The 25,330-nt window shown below is 71.9% G+C and carries 25 protein-coding genes and 1 tRNA gene; 13 read left to right on the top strand and 13 right to left on the bottom strand.

Going from position 1 to position 25,330, the window contains the following annotated elements; genetic code table 11:
- Positions 1–9: 9 nt before the first annotated feature.
- The 5 genes from AC07FJ_RS18280 (at position 10) to AC07FJ_RS18260 (ending at position 3,565) form a co-directional block, all read left to right on the top strand.
- Positions 10–1,371 (top strand): APC family permease, encoded by a 1,362-nt coding sequence (locus AC07FJ_RS18280; protein ID WP_479050069.1) that lies wholly within the window; start codon positions 10–12, stop codon positions 1,369–1,371.
- Positions 1,372–1,529: 158 nt separating this feature from the next.
- Complete coding sequence (locus AC07FJ_RS18275) at positions 1,530–1,979, top strand: hypothetical protein (protein WP_361418370.1); 450 nt, start codon at positions 1,530–1,532, stop codon at positions 1,977–1,979.
- On the top strand, positions 1,976–2,668 hold the full coding sequence (locus AC07FJ_RS18270; protein ID WP_479050067.1) for a transcriptional regulator: 693 nt from the start codon (positions 1,976–1,978) through the stop codon (positions 2,666–2,668). The genes AC07FJ_RS18275 and AC07FJ_RS18270 overlap by 4 nt, the downstream gene beginning before the upstream one ends.
- Positions 2,665–3,186 carry a roadblock/LC7 domain-containing protein gene (locus AC07FJ_RS18265; protein ID WP_479050065.1) on the top strand — a complete coding sequence of 174 codons (522 nt, stop codon included), beginning with the start codon at positions 2,665–2,667 and terminating at the stop codon, positions 3,184–3,186. The genes AC07FJ_RS18270 and AC07FJ_RS18265 overlap by 4 nt, the downstream gene beginning before the upstream one ends.
- Positions 3,187–3,193: 7 nt before the next feature.
- The gene (locus AC07FJ_RS18260; RefSeq protein WP_361418361.1) at positions 3,194–3,565 is read left to right on the top strand and encodes a hypothetical protein; all 372 of its coding nucleotides are present in this window, start codon (positions 3,194–3,196) and stop codon (positions 3,563–3,565) included.
- A gap of 7 nt (positions 3,566–3,572) precedes the next feature.
- Here the strand turns inward: AC07FJ_RS18260 and AC07FJ_RS18255 are convergent, their stop codons facing one another.
- The 7 genes from AC07FJ_RS18255 to AC07FJ_RS18225 form a co-directional block, all read right to left on the bottom strand.
- Positions 3,573–4,136 carry a hypothetical protein gene (locus AC07FJ_RS18255; protein ID WP_479050064.1) on the bottom strand — a complete coding sequence of 188 codons (564 nt, stop codon included), beginning with the start codon at positions 4,134–4,136 and terminating at the stop codon, positions 3,573–3,575.
- 88 nt (positions 4,137–4,224) lie between these two features.
- Positions 4,225–5,085, bottom strand: coding sequence for a MurR/RpiR family transcriptional regulator (locus AC07FJ_RS18250; protein ID WP_479050062.1), 861 nt, complete (start codon positions 5,083–5,085; stop codon positions 4,225–4,227).
- Between the two features lie 103 nt (positions 5,086–5,188).
- Positions 5,189–5,656, bottom strand: a complete 468-nt coding sequence (locus AC07FJ_RS18245; protein WP_479050060.1) for a DUF3574 domain-containing protein — start codon at positions 5,654–5,656, stop codon at positions 5,189–5,191.
- Between the two features lie 70 nt (positions 5,657–5,726).
- Positions 5,727–6,647, bottom strand: a complete 921-nt coding sequence (locus tag AC07FJ_RS18240) for a DNA-binding protein (protein WP_479050058.1) — start codon at positions 6,645–6,647, stop codon at positions 5,727–5,729.
- A gap of 9 nt (positions 6,648–6,656) precedes the next feature.
- Positions 6,657–7,871, bottom strand: coding sequence for an MAB_1171c family putative transporter (locus AC07FJ_RS18235; protein WP_479050056.1), 1,215 nt, complete (start codon positions 7,869–7,871; stop codon positions 6,657–6,659).
- Positions 7,868–8,431, bottom strand: coding sequence for an ImmA/IrrE family metallo-endopeptidase (locus AC07FJ_RS18230; protein WP_479050054.1), 564 nt, complete (start codon positions 8,429–8,431; stop codon positions 7,868–7,870). Before AC07FJ_RS18230 ends, AC07FJ_RS18235 begins: the two co-directional genes overlap by 4 nt.
- Before the next feature lie 185 nt (positions 8,432–8,616).
- Positions 8,617–9,096: a helix-turn-helix domain-containing protein gene (locus tag AC07FJ_RS18225; RefSeq protein WP_479050052.1), complete on the bottom strand. Its 480-nt coding sequence runs from the start codon at positions 9,094–9,096 to the stop codon at positions 8,617–8,619.
- A 244-nt stretch (positions 9,097–9,340) separates the two neighbouring features.
- Between AC07FJ_RS18225 and fabG the strand changes: the two genes are divergently transcribed.
- Together fabG and AC07FJ_RS18215 are read left to right on the top strand one after the other, a co-directional pair.
- Positions 9,341–10,084 carry a 3-oxoacyl-ACP reductase FabG gene (gene fabG, locus AC07FJ_RS18220; protein WP_361418337.1) on the top strand — a complete coding sequence of 248 codons (744 nt, stop codon included), beginning with the start codon at positions 9,341–9,343 and terminating at the stop codon, positions 10,082–10,084.
- A 126-nt stretch (positions 10,085–10,210) separates the two neighbouring features.
- Positions 10,211–10,828, top strand: coding sequence for a hypothetical protein (locus tag AC07FJ_RS18215; RefSeq protein WP_479050050.1), 618 nt, complete (start codon positions 10,211–10,213; stop codon positions 10,826–10,828).
- Between the two features lie 264 nt (positions 10,829–11,092).
- On the opposite strand, the gene AC07FJ_RS18210 is transcribed toward AC07FJ_RS18215, so the two are convergent.
- Positions 11,093–12,478 carry a cystathionine beta-synthase gene (locus tag AC07FJ_RS18210; protein WP_479050048.1) on the bottom strand — a complete coding sequence of 462 codons (1,386 nt, stop codon included), beginning with the start codon at positions 12,476–12,478 and terminating at the stop codon, positions 11,093–11,095.
- 105 nt (positions 12,479–12,583) lie between these two features.
- On the opposite strand from AC07FJ_RS18210, the gene AC07FJ_RS18205 reads away from it, so the two are divergent.
- The 3 genes from AC07FJ_RS18205 (at position 12,584) to AC07FJ_RS18195 (ending at position 16,166) form a co-directional block, all read left to right on the top strand.
- Complete coding sequence (locus AC07FJ_RS18205) at positions 12,584–13,618, top strand: SGNH/GDSL hydrolase family protein (RefSeq protein WP_479050046.1); 1,035 nt, start codon at positions 12,584–12,586, stop codon at positions 13,616–13,618.
- A gap of 140 nt (positions 13,619–13,758) precedes the next feature.
- Complete coding sequence (locus AC07FJ_RS18200; protein WP_361418325.1) at positions 13,759–14,979, top strand: acetyl-CoA C-acetyltransferase; 1,221 nt, start codon at positions 13,759–13,761, stop codon at positions 14,977–14,979.
- A gap of 329 nt (positions 14,980–15,308) precedes the next feature.
- The gene (locus tag AC07FJ_RS18195) at positions 15,309–16,166 is read left to right on the top strand and encodes a hypothetical protein (protein WP_479050205.1); all 858 of its coding nucleotides are present in this window, start codon (positions 15,309–15,311) and stop codon (positions 16,164–16,166) included.
- 130 nt (positions 16,167–16,296) lie between these two features.
- On the opposite strand, the gene AC07FJ_RS18190 is transcribed toward AC07FJ_RS18195, so the two are convergent.
- Positions 16,297–16,647 carry a hypothetical protein gene (locus AC07FJ_RS18190; protein ID WP_479050044.1) on the bottom strand — a complete coding sequence of 117 codons (351 nt, stop codon included), beginning with the start codon at positions 16,645–16,647 and terminating at the stop codon, positions 16,297–16,299.
- A 99-nt stretch (positions 16,648–16,746) separates the two neighbouring features.
- Here AC07FJ_RS18190 and AC07FJ_RS18185 point away from each other — a divergent pair, with 99 nt between their 5' ends.
- Positions 16,747–16,977, top strand: a complete 231-nt coding sequence (locus AC07FJ_RS18185; RefSeq protein ID WP_355362153.1) for a DUF4287 domain-containing protein — start codon at positions 16,747–16,749, stop codon at positions 16,975–16,977.
- A 95-nt stretch (positions 16,978–17,072) separates the two neighbouring features.
- On the opposite strand, the gene AC07FJ_RS18180 is transcribed toward AC07FJ_RS18185, so the two are convergent.
- Together AC07FJ_RS18180 and AC07FJ_RS18175 are read right to left on the bottom strand one after the other, a co-directional pair.
- Positions 17,073–17,951, bottom strand: a complete 879-nt coding sequence (locus tag AC07FJ_RS18180; RefSeq protein ID WP_479050041.1) for a Bax inhibitor-1/YccA family protein — start codon at positions 17,949–17,951, stop codon at positions 17,073–17,075.
- A 413-nt stretch (positions 17,952–18,364) separates the two neighbouring features.
- Positions 18,365–18,445: transfer RNA gene (locus AC07FJ_RS18175), tRNA-Leu, on the bottom strand.
- 482 nt (positions 18,446–18,927) lie between these two features.
- On the opposite strand from AC07FJ_RS18175, the gene AC07FJ_RS18170 reads away from it, so the two are divergent.
- Both AC07FJ_RS18170 and AC07FJ_RS18165 read left to right on the top strand, forming a co-directional pair.
- Positions 18,928–19,698 carry an ABC transporter ATP-binding protein gene (locus AC07FJ_RS18170; RefSeq protein ID WP_468289089.1) on the top strand — a complete coding sequence of 257 codons (771 nt, stop codon included), beginning with the start codon at positions 18,928–18,930 and terminating at the stop codon, positions 19,696–19,698.
- A 96-nt stretch (positions 19,699–19,794) separates the two neighbouring features.
- A complete protein-coding gene (locus tag AC07FJ_RS18165) occupies positions 19,795–22,323 on the top strand; it encodes an ABC transporter permease (RefSeq protein WP_479050039.1) in 2,529 nt (842 codons plus the stop codon).
- Between the two features lie 64 nt (positions 22,324–22,387).
- On the opposite strand, the gene AC07FJ_RS18160 is transcribed toward AC07FJ_RS18165, so the two are convergent.
- A complete protein-coding gene (locus AC07FJ_RS18160; RefSeq protein ID WP_479050037.1) occupies positions 22,388–23,695 on the bottom strand; it encodes a class I SAM-dependent methyltransferase in 1,308 nt (435 codons plus the stop codon).
- A gap of 214 nt (positions 23,696–23,909) precedes the next feature.
- Positions 23,910–25,298, bottom strand: a complete 1,389-nt coding sequence (locus tag AC07FJ_RS18155; protein WP_361418306.1) for an NAD(P)/FAD-dependent oxidoreductase — start codon at positions 25,296–25,298, stop codon at positions 23,910–23,912.
- Positions 25,299–25,330 lie beyond the last annotated feature (32 nt).

Below are 25,330 nucleotides of genomic sequence, written 5' to 3'. Positions count from 1 at the left end.
AACCTCCCCATGGCCACGCACGTACCCCAGCAGGAGCAGGGCCCCGGAGATGACACCGCGCTCAAGCGGGCCATCGGGCCGAAGCTGCTCATCCTCTTCGTCATCGGCGACATCCTGGGCACCGGCATCTACGCCACCACCGGCAAGGTCGCCGGCAAGATCGGCGGCGCGCTCTGGCTGCCGTTCCTCATCGGCTTCGTCGTCGCGATCCTGACGGCGGCGTCGTACGTCGAACTCGTCGGCAAGTACCCGAAGGCGGCCGGAGCGGCCCTCTACACCCAGAAGGCGTTCAAGGTCCCCTTCCTGACCTTCATCGTCGCCTTCATGGTGATGTGCTCGGGGCTCTCGTCCGCGAGCGCCGCCGCGCGGGCCTTCAGCGGGGACTACCTCGCCGAGTTCACCGGGGGCGCGGTCCCGCCGACGCTGATCGCGATCCTGTTCATCCTCGCCCTCGCGGCGCTCAACCTGCGGGGCGTGTCGGAGTCGGTGAAGACGAACGTCGTCCTCACCGTCGTCGAACTGACGGGCCTGCTCGTCATCCTGACCATCGGCGCGTGGGCCGTCCTGACGGGCGAGGGCGAGCCGTCGCGCCTCGGCGACCTCACGGCGACCGGCACGGGGTACGCGCTGCTCACCGGCGTCCTCGGCGCGACAGCGCTCGGCTTCTTCGCCTTCGTCGGCTTCGAGGACTCGGTCAACATGGCCGAGGAGACCCGCGACCCGGTCCGCACCTTCCCCCGGGCGATCTTCACCGGCGTCGCCGTCACCGGCACCATCTACGTCCTGGTGGCGCTGGTCTCCTCGCTCCTCGTCGACCACCGCACGCTGGAGAAGTCCAGCGGGCCGCTGCTGGAGGTGGTCAAGGCGGGCGGGCTGGACTTCCCGCCCAAGGCGTTCGCGCTGATCGCGCTGTTCGCCGTCACCAACTCGGCGCTGATCAACATCATGATGGCCTCGCGGCTCTGCTACGGCATGGCCAACGAGCGGATCCTGCCGCGCGCCATGGGCCGCGTGCTCGCGGTGCGGCGCACGCCGGTCGTCGGCATCGTCTTCGTCGCGCTCCTGGCCATCGGCCTCGTCTCGACGGGCGAGATCGAGGGGCTCGGCGACACCACCGCGTTCCTCCTGCTGTGCGTCTTCGCGGTGGTCAACATCGCGGTGCTCGTGCTGCGCCGCGACCGCGTCGGACACGCGCACTTCCGTACGCCGACGGCGCTGCCGGTCCTCGGGGCGCTCACGTCCCTGATCCTGGCGAGCCCGCTCGCGGACCGGGAGGCGGACGTGTACGTCCGGGCGGGCGTGCTGCTGGCGATCGGCATCGCGCTGTGGGCGGTCAACAAGCTGGTGCTGCGCGTACGCGGCGAGGGGTGAGGCCCGGGGGGCGCGGGTCCGACGTGTGAGGCGAACCGTACCGCCCGGGGCGCATGTTCCGTTGGAAAATGCCAGAACTCCCTCCGGGCGGGCGAACGTTGCGTAACGTCGCCGTCACTGCCGTGTCCACGCAACGGGGAACAGGGAGGCGAGCCCGCGTGCCCGGAATCGATGAGTGCCTGCTCCACGCCATGACCGTGCCGGGCGCGCGGGGAGCGGCCCTCGTCGACTGGACGAGCGGTCTGGCGCTGGGGGTGATCGGGGACTCCCCGGTGGGCGACCACGAGACGACCGCCGCCGAGACGGCCGAACTGGCGCGGGCGGCGGCCGAGTACGAGTCGTTCGCCCGCCCCGAGGAGTTACGCGACGGCGCGTTATCCGACGACGAGCTCCCTGACGCCGGGTTACGCGACGGCGGCTCCCCCAAGGGGCCGCCCGTCGAGGACGTCATCGTCACCACCCGCTCCGGCTACCACGTCCTGCGCTTCGTCGAGACGACCTTCGACAGCAGCGTCTTCCTCCACCTCTGGCTCGACCGCTCCACCGGCAACCTCGCGCTCGCCCGCCTCCGCCTGCGCGACCTCGCGGAACGGCTGGTCCTCGGATGACCGTCGTCTCGCCCCTGCTGCTGCGGCTGGCCGCCGAGAGCGCCACCGGCGCACTGCTGCGCGACCACGGCACGCTGCACGTCGTCGACGGCCGCGTGGTGCACGCCGAGAGCCCCGTCGCACCCGGCCTCGACGTCCTGCTCACGGCGGGCGGCCGACTGCCCCCGGACCGGCGGCTCGGCGACGGCGAGCTGGAGATCTGCCGCCTCGGCGCCCTGTACGACGCGGCGTTCTTCGCGCTGACCCCCGGCAGCGGCCCGACCCGCTTCCGCTACGGGCCCGTCGCCGTCCCAGGCCCGGTACCCCCCGTACGCCCCATCCCGCTCGTCGACGTGGAGCGCGAGACCCGGCGCCGCCGCGCGCTGCTGGACGGCGTGTGGCCGTACCCGGCCGTGGACGCCGCGCCCGTGGTGCCCCGCCCGGCGGCCCCCGGCCAGACCCTCACACTGCGGCAGCGGGCGCTCCTCGCGTACGCCGACGGCACGCGTACGCCGGTGGAGCTGGCCCGTGCGCTGGGGCGGCCCGCCTTCCACACGCTGCTGGAGGTGCGGCGGCTCGCGGCGGCCGGGCTGGTCGCCACGCCGCTCGAACCGGCGCCACCGCCCCCGCGCTGGCTGCCGCCGTCCGTCCCCGACCCGGACACCGCCCTGCTCCGCCGGCTCCGCGACGCCCTGGAGGCCCACCTGTGACGACGACCCGCACGGCAGCCCACGCCGAAGCCCAAGCCCAGGTGCTCGGCGAGCTCAGACGCCTGCGGGCCCGGCTCCCGCAGCTGACCGGGGCCCTCGCGGCGAGCGCCGACGGCCTGGTCCTCGCCCACGACACGGGCGGCGGCGGCAGCACCGCCGAGGGCGTCGCCGCGCTGACGGCCGCCGCGCTCGGCGTGGCCCAGCGGCTCACCGACGCGACCGGCCAGGGCGGCTTCCGCGAGCTGCTGGTCCGCGGCGAGGAGGGCTACGTCGCCACGTACGCGGCGGGCGGCTCCGCCGTCCTCACCCTCCTCGCGGAGCCCCGCGTCAACGTCGGCCGCCTCCATCTGGAGGCCCGGCGCTCCAGCGCCCGTATCGGCAGCGTGGTCGACGCCGCGCTCGTACCGCAGCAGCGGCCGCCCGCGCGGCCCCCGATCCCGCCCCGCCCGTCCCACACACCGCCGTCCCCCACACCGCCGTCCCCCACACCGCCGTCCCAGACACCGAAGGAAGCGTGAGCAAGCGATGGCCAACGTCGAAACCGCCCTGAAGGAAACCACCACGATCGACGGCGCGTTGGGCGCCGCGCTCGTCGACTACACCAGCGGCATGGCCCTCGGCACGATAGGCGGCGGGAAGGACCTCGACCTGGCGATCGCCGCGGCGGGCAACACCGACGTCGTCCGCGCCAAGGTCCGCACGATGGAGATGCTCGGCCTCAAGGACGAGATCGAGGACATCCTGATCACCCTGGGCACCCAGTACCACCTCATCCGGCTCCTCAAGAGCCGCGGCGGTGCGGGCCTGTTCCTGTACCTGGCGCTCGACAAGGAGCGGTCCAACCTGGCGATGGCCCGCCACCACCTGCGGCGCATCGAGTCCGAACTCGAAGTGTGAGCCGCGCTCAGCGGCGGCGCCGCGCCCCGCCGGGTGCGGCGTCGCCCGCGGCGATGCCCGTGGTGCGGTACGCGCGCACGGGCTTGCCGGCCGGGCCCTTGGCGAGCCGGTCGGCACACACCCACAGCAGCGTCTCGTGCCGGTGCTCCCAGCGGCCCAGCCACACGGCCTTCAGCCACAGCCCCGCGCCGGCCCCGGCCAGCCACAGCCCGCCCGCGCCGGGCAGCGCGAAGGAGAGGCCGAGCGCGGCCAGGAAGGCGCCCAGCAGCCACCAGCGGCGGGAGCGGCGCCAGGCCCGGGCGGTCACGGCCCGGTCCTGGAGGAAGTCGGCGCGCGCGGCCCGGGTGGCCTCCGCCGCCAGGCGCGTGTACCGCGCGCGCCGCGCGAGGGCCACCGCGGCGGCCGTCACCAGGAACAGCGCGGCCCCGGTGAGCAGTCCGATGCGCCGCCCGGTCAGCCCGGGCACCAGCGCCCCGAGCCCGGCGGCCAGCAACCCCGGCCACCACAGGGGAGCCGCCCCCGCTCGTACGACCACGGCCACTCTCGCCAGCGCCTGACCGCCCCGCGCCACGTCCGCCTCCTCAACGCTCCCGACATCAGCTGCTTCTGTCGCGGCGGAAGGCTAGCGCCCTTCCCTTAACGTCTCCTGAGAGAGGCCATCACTCCACGAAGAGGCCGCGCGCCGCCGCCCCCGCGTCGAACTCCTCCAGGCGCGCCTGCGCGTCCGGCAGCCCGTCGCACATCGCCTCCAGCAGCACCCGCCCCAGCAGCATCGGCGCGCACGCCGTGTCGAAGGCGAGCCCGGTGCCGACGGCCGCCGGGAGCAGGACATCGCTGTGCTTGGCGACCGGCGCGAACGCCGAGTCCGCGACCGTCACCACCGTCAGGCCGGCCTCCCGGGCGTGCGCGAGCGCCTCGACGCCCTCCTTGGGGTGGCGGGGCAGCGCGAAGCAGAGCAGCACCGTGGCCCCGGCCCGTACGGCGCCGTCGATCCGGTCCACGAGCATGGTGCCGCCCTCGTCCAGCAGCCGGACGTCGGGGTGGACCTTGGCCGCGAAGTACGCGAAGCCGCGCGCCTGCGAGGAGGCGGCCCGCAGCCCGAGCACGGGCAGCGGCCGCGAGGAGGCGAGCAGCCGCCCGGCCCGCTCCACGGGCTCGGGGTCGGCGAGCAGCCCGGCGAGGTGGCGCAGGTTCTCGATCTCGGCGTGGACGGCCTGCTGGTACTCGTTGAACTCCGAGGCCCCGGCCGGCACCGGCTCGGCGGGCGCCACCTCGCGCAGGTACTTGCGCAGGCCCGGGTAGCCGTCGAAACCGAGGGCGACCGCGAACCGGGTCACGGACGGCTGGCTCACCCCGGCCAGCTCGGCGAGCTCCACGCTCGACAGGAACGGCACGTCCGCGGCGCGCCGCACCATCCAGTGCGCGATCCTGCGCTGCGTCGGCGTCAGCCGGTGCCCTTCGAAGAGCGCCTGCATCCGCGCGGCGGGACTGTCGCTCACGGTGTCCGTCCCCCTGTCCATTCAGTCGTGCACAAGTGTGCATGACTCTATGCACCGACTGCACCCCGGGAGACCCCCCGGCCCCGCGGCCACCGGGTCACCGCCCGCGCCGGGTGCCCTCCGCTCAGAAGTCCGCCACCACCTGCACATCGGCTCTGCCCACCGACTCCAGGCCCCACATCCGCGTGTAGCGGTCCCGGATGTACTCGATGTCGGAGTCCCGGGCCTGCGCGGCCGACCTCGGGTACAGCACGATCAGTTCGTACGAGCGCTCGCTGTTGATGGAGCCGGTCTTGTCGCGCCACTGCCCGTGGCCCTCCTGGAGGGTGAGGCCGGAGGGGAAGCGGGGCGTGATGTGGTCGTCCAGGAACTTCATGAACTGCTCCTCGGTGATCGGCGGAGCGCCGTTGTGGCGACCGGTGCCGAAGAACAGGTGCGTCTCGACGTACGGCTCACCGCGCAGGACGGGGGTGGCGGCCTGCTGCGCCGGCTGGGCCGGCGCGGCCCAGCCGGCGACGGTGTCGGCCGCCCCCGCCAGGACGACGGCGGCGGTGGTGAGGTGGAGCAGGCGCGAGGTGGTTCCTGACAGCACGGGTGTCCTCCGGGGGTTCTCGGGTTCCTGGGTTCCTTGGTTCCTTGCACGGACGGGTGAGGCCGCGGGGTCAGCGCGGGAGGAGGCGGGCGAGGTGCCGTGCCGTCTCGCGCGGACCGCGCGGCACACCGCGCCCGCGTTCGACGGCCCGCGTCGCGGCCTCCAGGGCCCGGAGGGCGCGTACGGATCCCATGGCCGGGACCGTCCCGGACTCGATCAGGCCCGACAGCCACGCGTCCGCCTCGCGCCACGCCCCGGCCCGCGCGAGGACGTGACCGAGCTCGGCGGCGAAGAGGGACCGGTAGGCGGGCCCGTCGCCCGCCTCCGTCGCCGTGTGCAGCAAGGACGCCGCCCGTTCCGTATCGCCCAGGTCGGCGAGGGTGAGCCCGTGGTGGCCGTCGAGCTCGGCGCGGTCGAACCACCAGGCCCACTCGGGGTCCTTGGCGCCGGGCCCGTCGGCGTGCAGCTCGTGGGCGATGCGCAGCGACCGCAGCGCCGCACGCCGGTCCAGGCGCTGGGCGTGGGCGCGGGCCTCGCGTACGTGGAAGAGGGCGGCCACCCGCGTCGGCAGGCCCTTGCGCGCGAGGACGGCCGAGGAGATGCGCAGCGAGTCGCCGGTGCGCCCGAGGTGGGCCGCCTGCATGCTCAGCACGGACAGGGTCAGCAGCTCGATGGAGCGGTCCTCGTCGCCGAGACCACGGGCCAGGGCGAGGGCGCGCCGGTTGAGGCGGTACGAGAGCGCGTGCTGCTCGGCGTCGAACAGGATCCAGGCGGCGACCTCGAAGAACTCGGCGAGATCGGCCGGAACGGCGAGACCGGCGGGGACCGCCGCAGGGGGCGGGGGGCCGGGGTGCCGCAGGACCGCGGCGACGGCGCGCACGGCCACGGGCGCGGCGCTGCGCGCGCCGGACGCCCGGTCGATCGCCAGCAGCTCCGCCGTCATGGCCGCGATGTCGCGCGGGGACCGGAACGTTTCCTCCGTCCCTTCCATACCAGCGGGTCACCTCGGCTTTCGGGGGGCGGTACGGCGCTTGGGCGCGGCGCGGCGCTTGGGCGCGGTGCGGGCGAAGGCCGTGGCCACCTCGGCCAGCCACGCCACCTCCTTCGCGTAGTCGCCCCGGCTCTCGGCGGGCGAGGGCCCGGTGCCGGGGACGAAGGGCGCGGAGGCGTCCGGGTCCTCCGCCCGCGCCCGGAGGGCGGCGTGCAGGAAACCGGCCTCGTCCTCGGGGGAACGCCGCGCGGTCTCCGGCGCGTCGCCGCGGAGCGCCGCGGCGTGGGTGAGGTGCGGCCGCAGGGCGAGGAACCCGTCGAGTATCTCGATGACCCGCCGGTAGAGCCGGTACTCGAGGCTGTACGGCGGCAGCCGGTCCAGCCACCTCGGCGGCGGCGGCTCCAGCGCGATGCCCGGTGCCGCCTCGTACAGCGCCCACCACAGCGGGCGCAGCCGCAGGTAGGAACGGTAGTTCCACAGCCAGCGGGAGAGCGCGAGCCCCCAGGACGGGACGGTCCAGCCGAAGACCTGCAGCAGCGAGCCCACGTCCCCGGCGAGCCAGTACGCGGGTTCCCAGGCGCTCATGTCGTAGCCGAGCTGGGTGCCGATCGTCTGGGTGTAGCGGATGGCACAGTACAGCAGGATGAAGGAGGCGCCCGCGGTCACCGTCCACATGCCCACGCGCAGCCACGTGCGGTGGGCGATGCGCGCGTACCGGTAGGACAGGCGCAGGGCTCCGACCTGCCCCACCGCGCAGATGGTGATGTAGAAGAGCAGGTAGCCCGCGTAGTCCAGGTCCTGCATGTTCCGCAGCAGCGTGCCCTCCGCGGAGGGGTCCCTGCGGTAGGGCTCGACGATGAAGAACAGCGCGACGAGGGCCGCGAGCGTGACGGAGAAGGCCCGGATGCGCCGTCTGGCCAGCACGCGTGCCTCTTCGGGGGGATGGGACCAGTGCACCAGCACGACCTGCTGGGCGGCGGTGAGGACGACGACCGCGGCCTGCGTGAGGATGGTGGTGAAGTTGGCGTATCCGGCGAGGGCGTTGACGTGGTCCCGCAGCCAGTTGAAGTCGATGAGGAAGCTGAGGCCGGAGCACAGGAAGTAGACGGCGAGGGCCCACAGGGCGGGATCGGTCCTGCGCTGGACCAGTTCAGGGAGCTTGTAGCAGAACGCGGCGAGCCCGGCCGCGGCGCAGATGTGCGCCAGCACGTCGTAGAGGTTCATCCGCGGCCGATGACGCTTTCCACGCGGGCCATGACGCTGGCGATCTCGGGGGCGAGGGCGGGGGGCGCCCCGGTGACGTCCTGGCGGGCACCGGCCAGGATGAGCGACGCCATCATCTCCGCTTCCTGCTCGTCGCGGTCCGAGTAGACGGACCTCATCAGCGACCTGCGGACCAGGTTCGGGTCGAGGTCGGGGAAGAGGTGCTCCGGAACGGTGACCCGCTTGGGCGCCGCCGCCACCGGGGTGGCCGTCGCGGGACCGGTCGTCGCGCGGGCGGTGGTCGCCGGGGCCGCCTCACCGTCGTGCCCGCAGATGATGTGCGACAACTCGTGGGCGATGATGTGCTCTTGGTGGGACCTGCTGGTGTCCGCCTGGTAGACGATGATGTCCGTCTCAGGGACGGCGATCCACAGTCCGTGGAGCGACGGGTCCTCCAGTTCCATGGAGGTGAGCCGGATGGCGCGGCCCCGCCGACGGCTGACCTGTTCGCAGATGGCCATGATGTCGCCGCCCGGGGTGATGCCGGCCTCGTCGATGAGCCTCTCGCAGGTACGGCGCATCTGCCGGAATGCGGTGCGCCGACCGGGTACGCGTAGCGGAGATGCTCCCACCGATGTGTCCTTTCCGGCCTACATGCCGGCAGTGCCGTTGGCGTTCGATCGTTGCCAACTGTCCGGGCGGGCGCAAGGGCCGACCGGGGCGGCCGGGCGGAGGTTGACCGAAAGACGCCCCCCGCCACGGCCCGTCAGCTCCCCGGTCCGGGCTGCCCCCGGGGCTCGTCCCGGCCGTCCTGCGGCGCCTCCTGCGGGGGCAGGCCCTCCAGTTCCCGTACGCGGTCGATGACTTCGGCGATCGAGCGCAGGCTCTTGGAGGACAACCCGGCCGCCCGGAGGGCGACGTGCTGCACCTGGGCGTCCCGCAGCGCGGCGAGCATGCCGAGCTGGGCCTCGACGGCCGCCGTCACCTCGTCGTCGAAGAAGTAGGCCGGGGGCACGCCGAAGAACCGGGCCAGCCCTTCGAGGTGCCGGATGGTCGGATTGTCGCGCTGCCCCTTGCGCAGCAGCCAGATGTAGCTGCCCGAGATGGGCACCCCCTGCTCGCTGATGGCCCGGGCGGCCTCCTCGGTGCTGTAGGGGCCGCGACCGGCCGGAACCACTGTCTCGAAAAGGTGGTTGATCTTGTCGGCCAGACTCTTTCTTCCCGGCACGTCCGACGAACTGGTCATTGCCGCACCTCACCTCCGTGACTGCAACCTATCCCCACACTGGTGTGCAGTCCACGTCGCCCGCTCTTCCACACCAGTTGACGCCCCGTCATGACGGCACTAGCGTGACGCCTCGACTACGACTGGTATTGGAACGGCGACTCGCTGAAGTGTCACACCAGTTCATCGATCAAGGCGTGGTCCGCGCCGCGTGCTGACCCTGCTCTCCAGGGCGACGGCCACCACCCAGCGAGAAGGGTTGTGCATGAGGGGATGGGACGTACGACCGGTCGCCCTGGTGACCGGCGGTTCACGCGGCATCGGCCGGGCGGTCGTCCACCGGCTGGCGCGCGACGGACACGACGTGGCGTTCTGCTACAGGTCCGACGACGACGCCGCCGCGCAGGTGGAGAAGGAGGTCGTCGAACTGGGCCGGCGCGCCTTCGCCTGCCGCGCGGACGTCTCCCAGGCCGACGAGGTACGCGCCCTGGTCCGCGAGGTCGAGAACGAGCTCGGCCTGATCGACGTGGCGGTGGCCGCGGCGGGCATCACCCGGGACAGCCCGCTGCCGCTGATGCGCGAGGAGGAGTGGCACCAGGTCCTGGCCACGAACCTGGACGGGACGTACCACGTCAGCCGGGCGGTCGTCTTCGAGATGATGAAGCGCCGACGCGGCTGCATCGTGAACATCTCCGCCGCCGCCGGCGTCCACGGACAGGCCTGCCAGACCAACTACTCCGCCTCCAAGGCCGGGATCATCGGCTTCACCAAGGCGCTGGCCAAGGAGGTCGCCCCGTACGGCATCCGCGCCAACGCGATCGCGCCCGGCTTCATCGAGACCGACCTGACCGCGTCGCTGCCGCAGACCGCGCGGGACGAGGCACTGCAGGCCATCCCGCTGCGCCGCTTCGGCCGGCCGGAGGAGGTGGCCGACATGGTCGGTTACGTGGTCTCCGCGGAGTACATGACCGGAAACGTGCTCCACATCGACGGGGGCGTCACCCTCTGAACCGACCACCCGCGACGCTGACATGATCAAGGGCGGACCGGCCACGTCCGACGCGGTGACGGGATCGCCGGCGGGACGAAGAGGCCGGGCCGCGACCCTCGGCCCTTCGATCAGTCACGGACCGCCATGCACACCACCCTCACCCCGTTCACGCTCACCTTCTGGAAGGGGGAGCGGCCTCCGGGCGGGCCTCGGCCGCGCGGCTGGCAGGGTACGTCTCCGGAATACGGGGACATCCGCGTCATCTGGTCCGCGCCTCCCCGTGTCCAGGAGCTCCTCACCGCACAGGTGAGCGGTGACCTCCTTCCGACGGTCACCTTGGAGACCCGCGGCATCCACGCCGAGCTCATGGTGATGCCGGCCCTGAACCGCTCGACCGTGCGCGTGGGCGACGGCCTCGTGTCACTGAGGCGGAACAGGTTCGCCATGACGAAGAGAGGCCGTTCCCTGCGCATGACGTACCTGGGTGACCACTACAGGCTGACAGCGATCAATCGGAAGGCGTACACGCTCGCGCGGAAGCCCGACACCGACGACCCCGGCGTCGTTCTCACGGTGCGGCAGTCGGGGGTCGGGAAAGGCAAGAAGGTCTCCGTCCAGGCGAACGGCCGGGTCCTGCCCGCGGATCTGGCCCTGGCGGTCCTCTTCGCCGGAGTCGACCGGGCCGTTCTCACCCGGGGAGGCGCGGTGCGTGCCGGCATCGCGAGGATGTCCATGCTCTGGGCCGAGACCCACAACCCCTGACCGCACGGGCCGTACGGGAGAAGCGCGGGGACCGCCGCACCCCCGTTGCCGGGGGGCGGGACGACGGCGGTCCCCGCGGGGGACGCGGGCCGGGTCAGGGCCGGTCTCCGCGTCCGCGGCGTGCGGGAGGTCCGGGAGCCGCTCCGGAAGTTCCTGACGCCGACACGTCCTACCGTGCACGAGCAGTGTTAAGCGGGTGCTGCCGTGACATGACGTGCTCGTACCGTTTGTGCGAAGCCGCCCCGAAGGGCGGCCGCCTCGCGGCTACCTGCCTTCCTTCGCCAGGAACGACAGCAGGTCCTGACGGCTCACCACACCGGTGGGCTTGCCCTCCACCAGCACGATCGCCGCGTCCGCCGTGCCCAGCACGGACATGAGGTCGGCGACCGGCTCACCGGAGCCGACCTGCGGCAGCGGCGGGCTCATGTGCTTCTCGAGCGGGTCGTCGAGGGAGGCCCGCTTCGTGAACAGGGCGTCCAGCAGCTGGCGTTCCACCACCGAGCCGACGACCTCGGCGGCCATGACGTCGGGGTGGCCGGCGCCCGGCTTGACGATGGGCATCTGGGAGACGCCGTACTCGCGCAGGACCTCGATGGCCTCGCCGACGGTCTCCTCGGGGTGCATGTGGACGAGCTTGGGGATGTCGCCCTCCTTGTGCCGCAGGACGTCGCCCACGCTGGCGGACGGGCCGGCCTCCTCCAGGAAGCCGTAGTCCGCCATCCACTCGTCGTTGAAGATCTTCGAGAGGTAGCCCTTGCCGCTGTCCGGCAGCAGCACGACCACCACGTCGTCCGGGCCGAGCCCCTCCGCCGCCCGCAGCGCCGCGACGACGGCCATGCCGCAGGAGCCGCCGACGAGCAGGCCCTCCTCCTTGGCCAGGCGCCGGGTCATCTGGAAGGCGTCCTTGTCGGAGACCGCGATGATCTCGTCCGTGACGCTGCTGTCGTACGCGCTGGGCCAGAAGTCCTCGCCGACGCCCTCGATCAGGTACGGGCGCCCGGAGCCGCCGGAGTACACCGAGCCCTCCGGGTCGGCGCCGATGACGCGGACCTTGCCGCCGCTGACCTCCTTCAGGTAGCGGCCGGTGCCGGTGATGGTGCCGCCGGTGCCGACGCCCGCCACGAAGTGGGTGATCTTCCCGTCCGTCTGGTCCCACACCTCGGGACCCGTGGTCTCGTAGTGCGAACGGGCGTTGTTCGGGTTCGAGTACTGGTCCGGCTTCCAGGCGCCCGGCGTCTCCCGTACGAGCCGGTCGGAGACGTTGTAGTACGAGTCCGGGTGCTCGGGGTCGACGGCCGTGGGGCACACCACGACCTCGGCGCCGTACGCCCGGAGCACGTTGATCTTGTCCGTGGAGACCTTGTCGGGGCAGACGAAGACGCACTTGTAGCCCCGCTGCTGGGCCACGATCGCGAGGCCGACACCCGTGTTGCCGGACGTGGGTTCGATGATGGTGGCGCCGGGCTTGAGCTCACCGCTCTGCTCGGCCGCCTCGATCATGCGCAGGGCGATCCGGTCCTTCACCGAACCGCCCGGATTGAAGTACTCCACCTTGGCGAGGACGGTGGCCTGCAGGCCCTCGGTCACACTGTTGAGCTTCACCAGCGGGGTGTTGCCGATGAGGCTGATCATCGAGTCGTGGAATTGCACCGTAGTTCTCCGGGGTCTCCGTAATGGTCCCGCCAGCGTATGCGTAGGACGAGGCGGTTACGGGGCAGTTAGCTCTTGTACTGCCTGGAGGAGGTGACTGCCCCTATGTCGAGGGCGAGGGTGGCGCGACGGATCGCCGCGGGCGCGGCGTACGGCGGCGGGGGCCTCGGGCTGCTGGGCGCGGCGGCGGTGGGGGTGCTGCTGGCGGAGGTCCAGCTGGCGAAGCGTTCCGTGGGCGGCGGGGTGGCGCCGCTGCCACCGGCGGCCGACGGGCTGTACGGCCGTGGTTTCGGGGGCTCCGAGCCGGTCAGGCTCGCCCTTCTGGGCGATTCTACGGCGGCGGGCCAGGGTGTGCGGCGGGCCGGCCAGACACCGGGCGCGCTGCTGGCCTCGGGGCTCGCGGCGGTCGCGGAGCGTCCCGTCGAGCTACGCAACGTCGCCCTCCCCGGCGCCCGCTCCGACGACCTGGAGCGCCAGGCCACGCTGCTGCTCGCGCACCCGGGGCGGATCCCCGACGTGTGCGTGATCATGATCGGCGCGAACGACGTGACGCACCGGATGTCACCGACCCAGTCCGTGCGCTACCTGTCGACGACGGTGCGGCGGCTCCGCACCGCGGGCGCGGAGGTGGTGGTCGGCACCTGCCCCGACCTGGGCACCATCGAGCCGGTGTACCAGCCGCTGCGCTGGGTGGCGCGGCGGGCCTCGCGCCAGCTGGCCGCCGCCCAGACGATCGTGGTCGTGGAGCAGGGCGGCCGTACGGTGTCGCTCGGCGACCTGCTGGGTCCGGAGTTCGAGGCGAACCCGCGCGAGATGTTCGGCGCGGACAACTACCACCCCTCGGCCGAGGGGTACGCGACGGCGGCGATGGCCGTCCTGCCCACGGTCTGCGCCGCCCTGGGCGTCTGGCCGGAGGAGGAGCGGCTGGAGGCCGACCGCCGCGAGGGCATCCTGCCGGTCGCGAAGGCGGCGGCGGAGGCCGCGGAGGAGGCCGGTACGGAGGTCACCCCGGCCCGCGCCCCCTGGGCCCGCCTCAAGCACCGCCGCCGCCGGCGCCTGCCCCCGGTCACGGGCCCGGCACCCGAGCCGTCGCCGGACTGGCCGGACGCCCGCGGCGACGCCCGGGAGCGCCCCGCGTAGCGGCCCGTACACCCGGCACGCCTGAGCGAGCGCTTAGAAATGCGGCGCTCATCACACGTTCCGTGCAGTGACCTGCGCGATACGTGCGGGTAACTTCACCTCACAGGTCCGCCATCCGCCCCACCGCACCTGGAGCCCCGATGCCCGAAGCCGTGATCGTCTCAGCCGCCCGCTCCCCCATCGGCCGGGCCTTCAAGGGCTCCCTGAAGGACCTGCGGCCGGACGACCTGACCGCCACGATCATCCAGGCCGCGCTCGCCAAGGTGCCCGAGCTCGACCCGCGCGACATCGACGACCTGATGCTCGGCTGCGGCCTGCCCGGCGGTGAGCAGGGCCACAACCTCGGCCGTATCGTCGCCGTGCAGATGGGGATGGACCACCTGCCCGGCTGCACCGTCACGCGCTACTGCTCCTCCTCGCTGCAGACCTCCCGCATGGCGCTGCACGCCATCAAGGCGGGCGAGGGCGACGTCTTCATCTCCGCCGGCGTCGAGATGGTCTCCCGCTCCGTGAAGGGCACCAGCGACGGCCTGCCCGACACGCACAACCCCCTCTTCGCCGAGGCCGAGGCCCGCACCGCGGCCCGCGCGCAGCAGGAGGGCGCCGACTGGCACGACCCGCGCGAGGACGGGCTGCTGCCCGACGCGTACATCGCGATGGGCCAGACCGCCGAGAACCTGGCCCGCCTCAAGGGCGTCACCCGCCAGGACATGGACGAGTTCGGCGTACGGTCCCAGAACCTCGCCGAGGAGGCCATCAAGAACGGCTTCTGGCAGCGCGAGATCACCCCGGTGACGCTGCCCGACGGCACGGTCGTCTCCCAGGACGACGGCCCGCGCGCGGGCGTCACGCTCGAGGGCGTCCGGGGCCTCAAGCCGGTCTTCCGCCCCGACGGCCTCGTCACCGCCGGCAACTGCTGCCCGCTGAACGACGGCGCCGCCGCGCTCGTCATCATGTCCGACACCAAGGCGCGCGAGCTGGGCCTGACCCCGCTGGCCCGCATCGTCTCCACCGGCGTCTCGGGCCTGTCCCCCGAGATCATGGGGTACGGCCCGGTCGAGGCCAGCAAGCAGGCGCTGCGCCGTGCCGGGCTGACCATCGGCGACATCGACCTGGTCGAGATCAACGAGGCGTTCGCCGCGCAGGTCATCCCGTCCTACCGGGACCTGGACATCCCGCTGGAGAAGCTGAACGTCAACGGCGGCGCCATCGCCGTGGGCCACCCCTTCGGCATGACGGGCGCGCGGATCACCACCACGCTGATCAACAGCCTGCAGTTCCACGACAAGCAGTTCGGCCTGGAGACCATGTGCGTGGGCGGGGGCCAGGGCATGGCGATGGTCATCGAGCGGCTGAGCTGAGCTGGAGCGGAGGGTAGGGGGCGCCCGAGGAACGAGGGCGGCACCTGCCCGCAGCGGTAGCGAAGCGAAGCGCGACCAAAAGATCGAGCGGCTGAGCTGAGCAGTTAATCGCACCGCGTCCCAGTCGTGACCGAATCTCCCCCAGGATGTGACCTACATCCCGGGGGAGATCCATTTATGCAGGTCAACCGGGGAGGGAGTGAAATCCAGGTGACGAAATACCTGTCCAATTCGTGACGTAATGCACTGACAGGGGGCGCGAGGACACGACAAGCTGATGTAGGAAGTGCGGGGGATCGATTGAAACCGGGAGTAAGTCAGTGAGCGCCATGTCTCTCGCCCTGCTGCTGACCACGGCCACCGCCACGGCCGTGGGCGCCGCCGCCCTGCACGCTGCGCACGGGCTGCGCAAGCAGGTGGTCGCCCTGCGCGCCGATCTCGCCGCCGCGCACGACCTCGCCGACCACGCCCCCACCGTGCCCCACGCCCGCACCACCACCGACGACATACGCGCCGCCGTCGCCGAGGCCCTGGCCGAGGAGCGCGAACGCGAGCTCGCCGAGGCGCGCGCCTTCTGGGCCGCCCAGGAGGCCCGCGACGCCGCCGACGCCCCCGGCACGCTGCTGGGCGGCGGCCTGTCCGGCCTCCCCGACGACGGCCCGTTCTTCGTACCGCGCCAGGCGGACTTCGTGGGCCTGGAGGCCCTGGGCCTCGACGGCGACCACGACCGCGACCGCGACGACGCGGACTACGCCGAGTACGCCGCCGAGTACGAGCTCCCCGAGTTCCCCGAGGACTCCCCCGAGCTGGCCGCCGCCCGCCGCCGGCACCCCTCGCACCCGGACTTCGTGCCGGTCCAGACGCCCGTCGTCACCGACCACGAGCGCACCGTGGCCCGCCTGGAGGAGCTCGCCGAGGCCCGTACGGCGCTCACCGACGTACGCCCCGGCCCCCTCGGCACGCTCGACGTGTACGTCTTCGCCGACGGCACGACGCTGTGCATGACCCCCGGCCACCGCGAGACCGCCGAGCGCCTCGCGGACGCGCTGCGCAAGGGCGCGGCACCGGTCCTGCTCGGCGGCTCCGGCGTCTCCGGCGCGTACGCCCTGACCTTCTCGTGCGACGAGGGTGACGGCGGCTCCGAGAACGTCTACGTCCTCGCCGACCGCGTCATAGCCTCGCTTTAGGGCCTGTCTCCCGGATCTTGCCGGGCTCGCGTGCCCTGGCACCGCACCTCGCCGCGTTGTCGTCGGTCGCCACTGCTCCGCAGTGCCTCCCTCCTCCGCCTTGCGATGTACGGCACCAGACCCCGCTCCCTTATCCGGCCTGATCCGAAAGACGGGCCCTGGCCGCCGCCCGCTCCACCAGCCCCACGGCCTCGTCCAGCTGCTCGGCGGCCGCGCCGCCGGGGGCCGGGGCCGTCCGCAGAACCTCCGCCAGATCGTTACCGGCCACCACAAGTTGGTCGGCGACGCTGAACACCCCCGCGTCCGGCATGGTCCGCGGCTCCGCCCCCGGGTCCTCGAGACGCTGCGCCCGCAGCGCCAACTCCCTTGCCAGCGCGAGCCCTTCGGCGGCCGCGCCCCGTTGGAGGCGGCTCTGCGGGGCGGCCCGCAGCCAGTCGGCGAAACGTTCCACGGCACGGGTCAATTCAGTCGTGTCCACCACGCCGCGACCCTATGCGCCGGTACGGCACTGTTGCCAATACGCGAACGCTCAGGCACGGTGACGTGAAGGAGCACACGCGCACAGCGTCCGGAGGCGCCGATGTCCCAAGTCTTCTCCGAAGAGACCCACCGAAATCTGCTCGCGCGCATTCCCGCCTGCACCGGCCGTGAAGTGGCCGACTGGCTTCGCACCGTCGAGGAAGGCCCCTCCCTCCTCCGCTTCGAGGAGAAGGTGAGCTGGCTCCGGGGCGAGCACAACCTCGCGTACGGGCACGCCAAGGCGATCATCCACGAGTACGACCTGCGCCGGGCGGCGCGCAAACTCCTCTGACGGCACTCGGACGGGACAGACGGGAAGGCCCCGCACCGGCTCTCGCCGGTACGGGGCCTTCCCTGTTCCGCGTGACGCGTTCCGCGTGGGTGGGGTCAGTCGTCGCCCTGCAGGATCGAGATCAGCCGCAGGAACTCCAGGTAGATCCACACCAGCGTCATGGTGAGGCCGAAGGCCGCCAGCCACGACTCCTCGCGCGGGGCACCGTAGGTGATGCCGTCCTCGACCTGCTTGAAGTCCAGGGCCAGGAAGCACGCGCCGAGAACAATGCCGATCACGCCGAACATGATGCCGAGGCCGCCGCTGCGGAAGCCGAGGCCGTCACCGCCGCCGAAGACGGCGAACAGCGCGTTCACCGCCATCAGCAGGATGAAGCCGAGCGCGGCCGCCATCACGAAGCCGTAGAAGCGCCGCGTGACGCGGATCCAGCGCATCTTGTACGCGATGAGCACGCCGGCGAAGACCGCCATGGTGCCGAGCACCGCCTGCGGGACCGCGCCCGGCGTGACGTACGTGGAGACGGCGCTGGAGATGACCCCGAGGAAGACGCCCTCGAAGGCCGCGTACGCCAGGATCAGCGCGGGCGACGCCTTGCGCTTGAAGGCCTGGATCATCGCGCAGACGAAGGCCACCAGGGCCGCGCCGATGCCGATGCCGTACGACTTGCCGATGTTCGCCGGGTCGACGGGCAGCAGGAGCCAGGCGAGCGTCGCGGTGACGAAGACCGTACCGAGCGTGATGCCCGTGCGGGTGACCACGTCGTCGATCGTCATGGCCCCCGTGCGCGCCGGTGCCTGCGGGGCGCCGAGCTGGACGGCGTCCTGCGCGTAGGGGTTGGTGGCGTAAGGGTTCGTCGCGTACGGGTTGGTTCCAGCGGCGGGGCCCCCGGCCGGCTGCTGCGCGTTGAAGCCCGCGTAGCCGCCGTTGTCGCGGCTGAACCCCCGTCGCGAGAAGACCGGGTTGCTGCTCCTCATCTCACTCCTCCATGGCCGCCGTGCGCGGCCTTGAGACAAGAGTAATGGGGACGCAAAAGAAACACCCTAGTGCTCGGGGAGGATCTTTCGGGCCGGAACGCACAGAACGCCCGCTCAGCAGGCATACGACCCTTTCCGGGGCGCCCCCTATGATCTCCGGGCACCGCACCACCCGCCCCCGCCGGAGAGGCCCGCCGGAGAGGCCCGCCGGAGAGGCCCGCCGACGACCGTGACCGCCGCTCGCGGCGGCCGGTCGCCGACCGACGGGTCGCACCCGCCAACGCCCACCCGGACGTGCGCGTCCGGACCACTGACATCGTGGCGTCCAACGACGAGGACGGCGTCGTCCGCTTCCTTCTGGGCGGGGTCCCGGGCGAAGCCGTGGGACCGCTCCCGGCGGTGCGGACGGTGAGTGCCCGGAGCCGGACTCGAACCGGCACGGCCTAAGGCCAGCGAGGTTTAAGCTCGCCGTGTCTGCATTCCACCACCCGGGCGCGGAACGCGGCTCCGCATGGCACATGAGCCTATCCGGAGGCGTCCCTCGAACAGCGGAACGCTGGCCCGATGTTGTCTTATTTTATTGACGCTTGAGGGTGCGTCAGCGCAGGTGAGGCGCGTGGCGCGGTAGCCGTATCGGACTCGCGGCAGCAAAGAACCGCGCAAAGGAATGACGGAAAGTCGCCGCCCCGCTCCGGCGCGCGGACCACCGGATGACCGACCGAAGACCGGGCGATGACCGGGCGAAGACCGGGCGATGACCGGCGAGGGGCACCGAGGGCCGTCCGCGGGGCGACCGGACCCGGTGGCGGGGTGGTTCTCAGGGGTCGTGTCATACCTCAGGAGGAGGGGCAGGGCCCCCGGTCCGACTCGAGACTGCCCCGGATACGGGCACGCGGACGGACGTCCGGCGGGGTGGCCGGCGCGGACGATGGACGAGTCCTCGATTCGAACCGCCGTTCCCGACAGGAGCACCCTCGTGACCACCACCCCCCTCGCCCACCGCGCCACCACGGTGGCCGCCCGCGCCACGGATCTGTCCAAGGTCTACGGACAGGGTGAGACCCAGGTGGTCGCCCTGGACCGGGTCACCGTGGAGTTCGGACAGGGCGAGTTCACCGCGATCATGGGCCCGTCGGGGTCCGGCAAGTCGACCCTGATGCACTGCGTCGCCGGCCTGGACACCTTCAGCTCCGGCTCGGTCCGCATCGGTGAGACCGAGCTCGGCTCCCTCAAGGACAAGCAGCTCACCCAGCTGCGCCGGGACAAGATCGGCTTCATCTTCCAGGCGTTCAACCTGCTGCCGACGCTGACGGCGGCCGAGAACATCACCCTCCCGATGGACATCGCGGGCCGCAAGCCCGACAAGGAGTGGGTGCGCAAGGTCATCGACATGGTGGGCCTGTCCGCCCGCCTCTCCCACCGCCCCGCGCAGCTCTCCGGCGGCCAGCAGCAGCGCGTGGCGGTCGCCCGCGCGCTGGCCTCCCGCCCCGAGATCATCTTCGGCGACGAGCCCACCGGAAACCTCGACTCGCGCTCCGGCGCCGAGGTGCTGGGCTTCCTGCGCAACTCCGTGCGCGAGCTCGGCCAGACGGTCGTCATGGTCACCCACGACCCGGTGGCCGCCTCGTACGCGGACCGCGTGGTCTTCCTGGCGGACGGCCGCATCGTCGACGAGATGCTCCGCCCGACGGCGGACGGCGTGCTGGACCGCATGAAGGAGTTCGACACCAAGGGCCGCACCAGCTGACCGGCTGACCGGACCGGCCGCCCAGCCACCCAGCCGGCCGACCGGTCGACCAGCCGACCGCCCCGTACGCCCGCACCCACTCCCAGGACCTCACTCATGTTCCGTACCGCCCTGCGCAACGTGCTCGCGCACAAGGCCAGGCTGCTGATGACCGTGCTCGCCGTCATGCTCGGCGTGGCCTTCGTCTCCGGCACCCTGGTCTTCACCGACACCCTCTCCCACGCCTTCCGCAACCAGTCGGCCAGGAGTTACGACGACGTCGCCGTCGCCGTCACCTCGTACGCCGACCAGGACGACGCCAAGCAGGAGCCCGGCCTCTCCCAGCAGACCCTCGACAAGGTCGGGAAGCTGGACGGGGTCGCCTCCGTCACCGGCCGGGTGGACGGCTTCGCCGGCGTCGCCGACCCCGACGGGAAGCTCATCGGCGTCGGCTGGTCCAACAAGGGCTCCAACTTCGCCCCCGGCAAGGACGGCAAGGACGTCGCCTACGACTTCACCGAGGGCTCCGGCCCGGTGAGGGACGACCAGATCGCGCTCGACAAGGACACCGCCGCCAAGGGCGCGTACAAGGTCGGCGACCGGGTGCGGGTGGCCACCAACGGGCCGGTGAAGGAGTACACCCTCGCGGGTGTCTTCACCACCGAGGACGGCGCCGTGAACGCCGGCGGCAGCCTGGTGATGTTCGACACCTCCGTCGCCCAGCAGCTCTACCTGAAGCCGGGCTACTACAAGGAGCTGACGGTCACCGCCGCGCCCGGCGCCGACGACGCGAAGATCCTCGACGCGGTGAAGCCGCTCATCCCCGAGAGCGCCACCGCACAGACGGGTGCCGCGCTCGCGGACGAGCAGGCGGAGATGATCGAGAGGGAGCTGAACAGCCTCAACCAGATGCTGCTGGGCTTCGCCGGCATCGCGCTCTTCGTCGGCGTGTTCCTGATCTCCAACACCTTCACCATGCTGGTCGCGCAGCGCACCAAGGAGCTCGCGCTGATGCGCGCCGTCGGCGCGTCCCGCAAGCAGATCACCCGCTCGGTGCTGGCCGAGGCCGGTCTGGTCGGCCTGGTCGCGTCCGTCGTCGGCTTCGCGCTCGGTGTGGCCCTGGCCGTGGGACTGCGCTCGGGGATGGCGGCGTTCGGCATGAAGATGCCCGACGGGTCGCTCGTCATCGGTACGACGCCGATGCTCGCCTCGCTCGCCGTGGGCGTCCTGATCACCATGTTCGCCGCCTGGCTGCCCGGCCGCCGCGCCGCGAAGATCCCGCCGGTGGCCGCGATGAGCAGCGTCCACGCGGTGGCGACGACGAAGTCCCTGGTGGTGCGCAACTCCATCGGCGCGCTCATCACCGCCGCCGGCGCGGCGCTGATCGTGGCGGGCGCCGCGGCCGGCTCCGACGGCCGGTGGCTGATCGCCGGCGGTGCCTTCCTCGCACTGGTCGGTGTGATCGTGCTCATCCCGCTGCTCGCCCGCCCGGTCATCGCCCTCGTGCGCCCGCTGCTGGTACGCGCCTTCGGCGTCTCCGGCAAGCTCGCCGGGCAGAACGCGGTCCGCAACCCGCGCCGCACCGGCGCCACCGCCTCCGCGCTGGCCATCGGCCTCACCCTGGTCACCGGCCTGTCGGTGCTGGGCGTCACGGTCGGCACGGCGCTGGACAAGATGACCACGGACCAGATCAAGGCCGACTACATGGTCGCCATGGCCAGCGGCGGCGCCCTCGACGAGTCCGCGCTGAGCGCACTGCAGAAGGCCCCGGGCGTCAAGGCCGTCTCGCCGCAGCAGGCCACGTCCTTCGACATCGGGGACGACTGGATCTCCGCGTCGGCCGTCACGCCCGGTGACATCGAGCAAGTGCTGAAGGTCGAGGTGGTGGACGGTTCGCTGGCCTCCCTCGGCGAGGGGCGGATCGCGGTCGCCGAGAAGACCGCCGCCAAGCGGAACTGGAAGGTCGGTGACACCCTGCCGGTCACCTTCGCCGACGAGAAGAAGGGCGAGCTGACCGTGGGCGCCCTCTTCAAGGACACCGAGTTCCTGTCGCCGGCGCTGGTGGCCACCGAGGTCGTCGCGCCGCACGAGAACAAGCCGTTCATGCCGCAGATCTTCGTGACGATGGACGGCGGTGACACCGCGGCGAACGAGAAGGCCCTGGTCGACGCGCTGGGCAACAACCCGGCGATCAACGTCATGGACAAGCAGGACATCCGCGACCAGTTCGGCGGCATGATCAACATGATGCTGAACATCATGTACGGCCTGCTGGCGATGGCGCTGATCATCGCGGTGCTCGGCGTCGTCAACACCCTGGCCATGTCGGTCTTCGAGCGGCAGCAGGAGATCGGCATGCTGCGGGCGATCGGCCTGGACCGGCGTCGGGTGAAGCGGATGGTGCGGCTGGAGGCCGTGGTCATCTCGGTCTTCGGCGCGGTGGTCGGCATCGGGCTCGGCACGTTCCTGGGCTGGGCGATCGGCCAGTCCATCAAGCCCGGACTGCCCGGCTACGCCCTGGTCATCCCGTGGGACCGGATCGGGATCTTCCTGGTCCTGGCCGCGCTGGTCGGCGTCCTCGCCGCGATGTGGCCGGCGCGCAGCGCCGCGAAGTTGAACATGCTGAACGCCATCAAGGCCGAGTAACTCCGCCGGTGATGTGCCGAAGGGCCGGGTCCTCCCGTGGTGCGGGGGCCCGGCCCTCGGCGTGTCAGCGGTCGCCGCCCCCGGTCCACCGTCTGGGCCGCAGCGGCATCCCCGACGCCCCGCTCTCGGGCGTCTTCACCGCCAGGACCTGGTTGACGCCGATGCGGTTGCGCTCGAAGGAGACGGCGGACGCGGCCATGTAGAGGCGCCAGACCCGCGCGCGGCCGGGGGAGGTCAGGCGCTGCGCCCGGGCCCAGTCGGCCTCCAGGTTGGCCACCCACTGGCGCAGGGTGAGGGCGTAGTGATCGCGGAGGGCCTCGATGTCGCGGACCTCGAACCCGGCCTCCTCCAGGGTGGCGGTGGTGCGGCCGATGGGTGCGAGCTCCCCGTCGGGGAAGACGTACGCGTCGATGAACTCGTCCACGTGGTACGCGGTCTCGTCCGGCTCGGGGCGCCGCGAGATCTGGTGGTTGAGGAGCCGGCCGCCCGGCTTGAGCAGGGCGTACAGGGCGTCGGCGTACTCGCGGTAACGGACGGCGCCGACGTGTTCGGCCATCCCGATGGAGGAAATCGCGTCGTACGGCCCGTCCCTGACGTCCCGGTAGTCCTGGACGCGGATCTCGATCCGGTCGGTGAGGCCCTCCTCGGCGATGCGCTTGCGCGCGAAGGCGGCCTGTTCGGTGGAGAGGGTGACGCCGACGACTCTGGCGCCGTACTCGCGGGCCGCGTGGATGGCCATGGAGCCCCAGCCGCAGCCCACGTCGAGCAGCCGGTCGCCCTCCTTCAGGCCGAGCTTGCGGCAGATCAGGTCGAGCTTGTCGCGCTGGGCGTCCTCCAGGGTGCCGCCTTCCGTCCAGTACGCGCAGGAGTAGACCATCGACGGGCCGAGGACGAGCTCGTAGAAGTCGTTGCCGACGTCGTAGTGGTGGCTGATGGCCTCCTTGTCGCGGCGCTTGGTGTGCAGCGGCCCGGTCCGCCGCCGGACCTCCTCGGCGGGTGGCGCGGGCGGCAGCCAGGCGCCGGCTATCTTCACCAGCCCGCGGACCGCCGCCCGTACCTGCGGGTCGCGCAGGGCGTGGACGGGGTCCTTCGCGTCGGCGCCGCGCTCCCAGATGAAGCCGGCGAGCCGGTCGAGGGCCTCGTACAGATCGCCGTCGACGTCGAGCTCACCGGCCACCCACGCCCGCGCCAGGCCCATCTCCCCCGGCTTCCACAGCATCCGCCGCAGGGCCCGGCGGCTGCGGATGACGAGCACGGGGACGTCGCCCGGAGGCCCCGCCTCACTCCCGTCCCAGGCCCGGATCCGGACCGGCAGGGGGACTCCCAGCAGGTCCTCGGCGAGAGTGGTGAGCCGCGACGCGGCGTCGGCCATGGTGCACACCTCCGTGACGTTCGATCCCAGAAATGCTCGTCACCACGTAAACACCGACAGCGACGGGTGACAGTCCCGGAACGACGCAATGGAAGGGCAAAGAAGCGCCAGGGCCGGCGCGCGGGCAACGCGAAGGGGCCGCCCGCACCACGGATGGCGGGCGGCCCCTCGGGAGCCGGACTTACGGCCGGTCCGGCTCAGCGCTGAGCGTGCGTCAGGAGGCCTTGGCCTTCTGCGGCGGCGTCGCGGAGGAGGACGACGCCTGCGGCGCCGGCTTGGCCGCCTCGTAGAACTCCTCGCGCGGCGACTCGATGGCGCCGAGCGAGACGACCTCGCGCTTGAGGAACATCGCGAGCGTCCAGTCCGCGAAGACGCGGATCTTGCGGTTCCAGGTCGGCATGGCCATGCCGTGGTAGCCGCGGTGCATGTACCAGGCGAGACGGCCCTTGAGGCGGATCTTCATCTTGCCCATGACGATCATCGCGACGCCCTTGTGCAGGCCGAGACCGGCGACCGCACCCTTGTTGGCGTGGCTGTACTCCTTCTGCGGGAAGCCCCGCATGCCGGAGATCACGTTGTCGCCGAGGACCCGGGCCTGGCGCAGCGCGTGCTGGGCGTTCGGCGGGCACCAGGCGTTCTCGTTGCCCGCCTTGCGGCCGACGAGGTCCGGGACCTGGGCGTTGTCGCCCGCGGCCCAGATGTAGTCGGTGCCCTTGACCTGCAGGGTGACGTCGGTGTCGACGTGGCCGCGCGGGCCCAGGGGCAGGCCGTAGCGGGAGAGGACCGGGTTCGGCTTCACACCGGCGGTCCAGACGATGGTGTTGGAGTCGACCTCCAGGCCGTTCTTCAGCACCACGTGGCCGTCGACGCAGGAGTCCATGGAGGTGTTGAGGTAGATCTCCACCCCACGGCTCTCCAGGTGCTCCTTGCCGTACTGGCCGAGCTTCGGGCCGACCTCGGGGAGGATCTTGTCGGCGGCGTCCACCAGGATGAAGCGCATGTCCTCGCGCTTCACGTTCTTGTAGTACTTCGCGGCGTCGCGCGCCAGGTCCTCGACCTCGCCGATGGTCTCCGCGCCGGCGAAGCCGCCGCCCACGAAGACGAAGGTCAGCGCCTTGCGGCGAACCTCCTCATCGGTCGTCGAGTCGGCCTTGTCGAGCTGCTCGAGGACGTGGTTGCGCAGGCCGATGGCCTCCTCGATGCCCTTCATGCCGATGCCCTGCTCGGCGAGGCCGGGGATCGGGAAGGTGCGGGAGACCGCGCCGAGCGCGATGACCAGGTAGTCGAACGGCAGCTCGTACGCCTCGCCGACGAGCGGCGAGACCGTGGCGACCTTGCGGTCCTGGTCGATGCTGGTGACCCGGCCGGTGAGTACCTCGGCCTTGGGCAGCACGCGTCGCAGCGGGACGACGACGTGCCGCGGCGAGATGCTGCCGGCGGCGGCTTCGGGCAGGAAGGGCTGGTAGGTCATGTACGACCGGGGGTCGACGACCGTGACGGTCGCCTCGCCGTAGCGCATCTTCTTGAGAATGCGCCGAGCTGCGTACAGGCCTACGTACCCACCGCCTACTACGAGGATCCTGGGACGCTCCGTGGTGCTCATGCCATCGAGTATCCACCCGCTGGAGGGGGGTC

It is taken from the genome of Streptomyces sp. NPDC045998, from assembly GCF_056430285.1.
This window is presented reverse-complemented; position numbering and strand designations above follow the sequence as displayed.